The organism is Pontibacter rugosus, assembly GCF_042678745.1.
Lineage (GTDB): Bacteria > Bacteroidota > Bacteroidia > Cytophagales > Hymenobacteraceae > Pontibacter > Pontibacter rugosus.
This window is the reverse complement of sequence record NZ_JBHTLD010000292.1, coordinates 1-4796: the sequence shown is the minus strand read 5'-3', so window position 1 is coordinate 4796 and position 4796 is coordinate 1. Positions and strand designations below refer to the sequence as shown.

Annotated in this window: 4 protein-coding genes; 2 read left to right on the top strand and 2 right to left on the bottom strand. The window is 45.0% G+C overall.

The window, feature by feature from the left end; translation table 11 throughout:
* Positions 1-53: 53 nt before the first annotated feature.
* On the top strand, positions 54-386 hold the full coding sequence (locus ACFQ2O_RS20030) for a phage holin family protein (RefSeq protein ID WP_377532246.1): 333 nt from the start codon (positions 54-56) through the stop codon (positions 384-386).
* 82 nt (positions 387-468) lie between these two features.
* Here ACFQ2O_RS20030 and ACFQ2O_RS20025 read toward each other — a convergent pair whose 3' ends face one another.
* A complete protein-coding gene (locus ACFQ2O_RS20025) occupies positions 469-804 on the bottom strand; it encodes a four-helix bundle copper-binding protein (RefSeq protein ID WP_377532244.1) in 336 nt (111 codons plus the stop codon).
* Positions 805-974: 170 nt separating this feature from the next.
* Here ACFQ2O_RS20025 and recQ point away from each other — a divergent pair, with 170 nt between their 5' ends.
* The gene (gene recQ, locus ACFQ2O_RS20020) at positions 975-3104 is read left to right on the top strand and encodes a DNA helicase RecQ (protein ID WP_377532242.1); all 2130 of its coding nucleotides are present in this window, start codon (positions 975-977) and stop codon (positions 3102-3104) included.
* A gap of 80 nt (positions 3105-3184) precedes the next feature.
* Here the strand turns inward: recQ and ACFQ2O_RS20015 are convergent, their stop codons facing one another.
* Complete coding sequence (locus ACFQ2O_RS20015) at positions 3185-4588, bottom strand: S8 family serine peptidase (RefSeq protein ID WP_377532241.1); 1404 nt, start codon at positions 4586-4588, stop codon at positions 3185-3187.
* Positions 4589-4796: the final 208 nt, after the last annotated feature.

Here is a 4796-nt window from a genome sequence, read left to right as displayed (position 1 = left end):
CTTGCGTATGCAAGAATAATTAGGAAATACTATATTTACAATAAAATGAAACTATGGGATTTATCATAAGAATACTATTAACAGGCGCAGCTGCTATGTTAGCCTCTTATTTGTTACCGGGCGTTGAAATCAACGGCTTTCTAACAGCCATCATACTTGCACTGGTTTTAGCAGTACTGAATGCCATTGTGCGACCCGTGCTGGTTTTTCTGACGATACCTGTTACCATTCTTACTTTAGGTCTTTTCCTGTTGGTGATAAACGCGGTGATTATTCTGATGGCTGATTGGCTGATTACTGGATTTGATGTGGCCGGATTTCTTTCGGCACTGCTATTCAGCATTGTAGTGTCTATTGTAGTAGCTATACTTGATATGATTTTCTGATATTACAAGTGGCGCTCCTACACAAAAGAGCCGGGCCAGCACTTATGCTGGCCCGGCTCTTTTGTGTAGGAGCGCCAGAAAATTATTTCTTCTGCATCCATTCCTCACAAGCGTCAGCGCATTCTTTACAGGCATCGGCGCATTTCTGGCAATGCTCTGCTTCGTGCTTACGGCATTCAGCTTCACACTTACGGCAAATTTCTATACACTCTTTCATCACGTGCTTGGCATGCGGAGAGTTACGCGCTACAAACCGTGCAGTGGTAACGCAAATTTCGGCGCAGTCACGGTCAAGCATGATGCAATCAACCATCATCTTTACATCATCTTCGTGCAGGCATAACGTGGCGCAGGTTTCGCAGGCAGTCATACACTTCACAAGTACGTGTTCTAGGTTATTAGTTATTTCAGATTTCATAGCTTTGAGTTTTAAGTTATACGTGCTTATTGGTACGGCTGCAGCAGCTCATGGTTATGTATAGCCAAAAGGGCAGAGGCGAAGCTCGTATTTCAGAGGCTTTATCTTTATCTTTGTTATTCATGTGACGCAGAAGAGGCAGGTAAAACTGCGGTAGGAGAACAGCAATTATGGCAACAATACGCGAGGCAAGAGAGGCCTTAAAACTATACTTCGGATACGAGCAGTTCCGACCCATGCAGGAGCAAATTATTGAAAGTGTGCTGCAGGGGCAGGACGTAGTGGTGCTGATGCCGACCGGTGGTGGTAAATCTGTTTGCTATCAGGTGCCGGCTGTGGTGCAGCCTGGTATATGCGTTGTCATTTCACCGCTTATCGCCTTGATGAAAGACCAGGTGGAGGCACTGCTGGTAAACGGGATTCCGGCGGCTTATCTTAACAGTTCTCAAAATTCAGAGCAACAGTATCAGATAGAGAACCAGTGCCTGGAGGGAAAGCTGAAACTGCTCTATGTTTCCCCTGAAAAATTGCTTTCATCAGGTTTTATGTCTTTTCTAAACCGTATCAAAGTTTCTCTTTTCGCAGTAGATGAGGCACACTGTATTTCTGCCTGGGGGCACGATTTTCGGCCTGAGTATACACAGCTGAAGGCATTGAAGTCTCAGTTCCCGAGCATTCCTGTTATTGCCCTGACTGCCACTGCCGACAGGCTTACGCAAAAAGACATTCAGGAACAATTGCACATGCACAGTCCCAACGTGTTTGTTGCTTCTTTTGATCGACCCAATATAAACCTGACGGTTAAGCCCGGCAAAGACAGGTTTAACCGCATTACGGATTTCCTGGCGCGGCGGCAGGGCCAACCTGGTATAATTTATTGTCTGAGCCGTAAGGCAACAGAGTCATTGGCAGACAAATTAAAGCGAAGCGGCTACAACGCTACCTTTTATCATGCAGGTATGACTGCAAATCAAAGATCTAAGGCGCAGGAGGATTTTCTGAAGGATGATGTCATGATTGTCTGTGCCACGGTAGCTTTTGGAATGGGTATTGACAAATCAAATGTGCGCTGGGTAATTCACTACAATCTGCCAAAAAATATAGAAGGATATTATCAGGAGATTGGCCGTGCCGGACGTGACGGTGCTAAATCGGATGCGTTGTTGTTTTACAGTTACGCCGATGTAATGAACATGCGCGGCATGCTTCAGGAAAACCAAAATGAGGCTCAGACAGAGTTACAACTGGTAAAACTGGAGCGGATGCAGCAGTTTGCTGAAGCGGCGGCATGCAGGCGACGGATTCTGCTGCAGTACTTCGGTGAAACAATGCAGAAAGACTGTGGCAATTGTGACATCTGCCGCAACCCGCCGACGCGTTTCGATGGTACGTTAATAGCGCAAAAAGCACTTTCAGCCATTGCGCGTACGCAGGAAAGGGTGAATATGGGGCTGTTGGTGGATGTGCTGAGAGGAGCCCGCAATGCACAGGTTTTACAAGCCGGTTTTGACAAAGTAAAAACCTATGGTGCTGGAAGAGATGTAAGTACACTGGACTGGAACCGTTACCTGCACCAGATGCTGAACGAAGGCTTGATTGAAATGGCTTATGATCAAGGCTATACTTTAAAACTAACCGAGCAAAGCAAGCAGGTACTTTTTGAAAACAGAAAAGTACAGCTAGTTAAATTTGAAGAAACACGGCAGGAGGAGCCAGCTGTTAAAGTCCGTCCGAAACGTGAGCTGATAAAAGATGCCTTGTTTGAAAAACTTCGTGCTTTACGAAAGAGCATCGCTGATGAAAATGGTGTACCGCCATATGTGGTGTTTACCGATACAACCCTACAGGAAATGGCCGCTGAAAAGCCGACAAACAAAATTGCTATGTTAGCCATATCGGGTGTTGGTGCGCAGAAGTTTGAGCGTTATGGCGATACTTTTATCACGGAAATCATCGACTTTATTAACGATGAGCAGAGCAAAGGCAACAAGATGAAAGGGGCAACACACTTAGCCACGTATGAGTTGCTACAAAAAGGGCTGTCAGTAGAGGAGATTGCACAGTTGCGCAGCCTGAACCCAGTAACTATTTTCTCTCACCTGGCTACCTTGTATGAGCAAGGGTATGACATCAGTCTTACGCGTTATGTGACTAAAACAGAGTATAAAGCAATAGCGAAGGCCATTGCGAAGCTTGGTGCAGAAGCGAAGCTCAAAGACCTGTTTGAGGAACTGGATGAGCAGTATGAGTATTACAAAATAAGGTTGTCGGTTTCGGTGTACAAAAAAGAGTATGCCTGATATTGATACAGAACAACCACAAACAAGAAGGGCTGCTCAGAATGAGCAGCCCTTCTTGTTTGTGGTTGTTCTGTATATCTTTAGTTCAAAGAAGCAATAGGATCTGGCGTTGCATCTTTATCACCTGTTACAAAACCTTGTGTGAAAACTTCACCTCTCAGCAGAAGTATACCAGCAACATGCGGTGCAGAGAAAGAAGTACCATTCATACCACTGCTAATTCCTCCGTTTTTATTGGTAGCAGTTACATTCACTCCTGGAGCAGTAAAGTCTACACCCGCTCCGTAGTTAGATGAAGCCCACAATCTGTTGTAGTTATCCATAGCAGATATGGTATAAACACCTGTGCCATTTACACGGGCAGGAGATGAGCCAGCGCAATCAACTCCACTGTTTCCTGCTGCTATAGAGAACAGCACTCCTTTGCCGGCAGCTGTTAGTACAGCGTTGTCAAGCGTAGAGGAAATGCCGCTGCCTAGGCTCATATTCACAACGTCTCCTGGCTTCGCATTATTGATGATATGATTTACGGCTGTTATTGCTCTGGATACTGTACCGGCACCAGCGTCATCAAACACGCGTAAAGCAATGATAGTTGCGTTGGCTGCTATGCCAATCATGCCAGAACCATTATTTTTGGCAGCTATCACACCAGCTACTGAGGTGCCGTGGCCAAAGCCGTCTTCAATAGAAGGATTGCCATAAATGAACGAGGCGCTGCGAGTTAAGTCTATATTCAAATCCGGGTGGTCTGTATCAATACCTGAGTCTATAACCCAAACTGTTTTACCAGTTCCATCTCCGTAGCCAACGCGTTCTATATTCCATGGAATAGTTTCACCGGCCAGTGGGGTAATCTTAGCAAAAGCAGGTGCAGGCTCTGCAGGTACTAATACCGGCTCTGTTGGAGCAGGCTCTGTTGGTGCAGGTTCTGTTGGTGCAGGCTCTGTTGGAGCAGGTTCAACAGGTGCAGGTACTGGTTCTGAGGGAGTAGGAGTAGGCTTGGCTTTGGCTACTTTACCTCTCTCGCTGATATCTGCTAAATCATTGATCCCATTATTTCTTCCTGGAGGAACAAGTGCGATAACTCGATCCTGCTCTATATAAGCAATGTTAGGATTTTTAAGAAGTGCGGCTAGTTGTTCTTTATTTAGGTGGGCAGCAAAGCCATTAACAGCACCCTCATAAATTTGGCTAATTGCCTCTGCATTGATCCCGGAACGTTCTATTGCGTTAGTTCTGATTCTGGCGGCATTAACCTGGCTAACATGTAATCCCTGGCTGCTGCTGGTGCCTAAGCTTGAATTTTCTGCTTTAAGCACTACAATATATTGTCCCTCTATTTCCTGCCCATTCTGAGGTGCAACAAGCGCGGCTTCTTGATTAAACTGATCTTCCATCAGTTCTTCTTTTTGGCAGCTGGTAAGGGTAATTGCGGTGGCAAGTGCCATGAGCGATAAATGATTTCTGAAGATGCGTAGCATAACCGAGGCTTTAAAAGGACAATTTTATTTGAAAAGTTTAGGCAATAATATTGTAAGTCAGAATCAATAGGATTCTGGGAAAAATCAAATTTATAATGCAAAAGTATTTAGTAGTGGCTTTAGCTGCTGGCAAAGTATAACTGTGCAACAAGGCAGGGTCAAGAAATCATTACTAGTCGTTTAGTTAATTGTAATAGGATTATATTAG

Bases quoted from the DNA above. Each gene is read 5' to 3' on its own strand.
- ACFQ2O_RS20030 (WP_377532246.1), top strand. From the start codon at position 54: ATGGGATTTATCATAAGAATACTATTAACAGGCGCAGCTGCTATGTTA.
- ACFQ2O_RS20025 (WP_377532244.1), bottom strand. From the start codon at position 804: ATGAAATCTGAAATAACTAATAACCTAGAACACGTACTTGTGAAGTGT.
- recQ (WP_377532242.1), top strand. From the start codon at position 975: ATGGCAACAATACGCGAGGCAAGAGAGGCCTTAAAACTATACTTCGGA.
- ACFQ2O_RS20015 (WP_377532241.1), bottom strand. From the start codon at position 4,588: ATGCTACGCATCTTCAGAAATCATTTATCGCTCATGGCACTTGCCACC.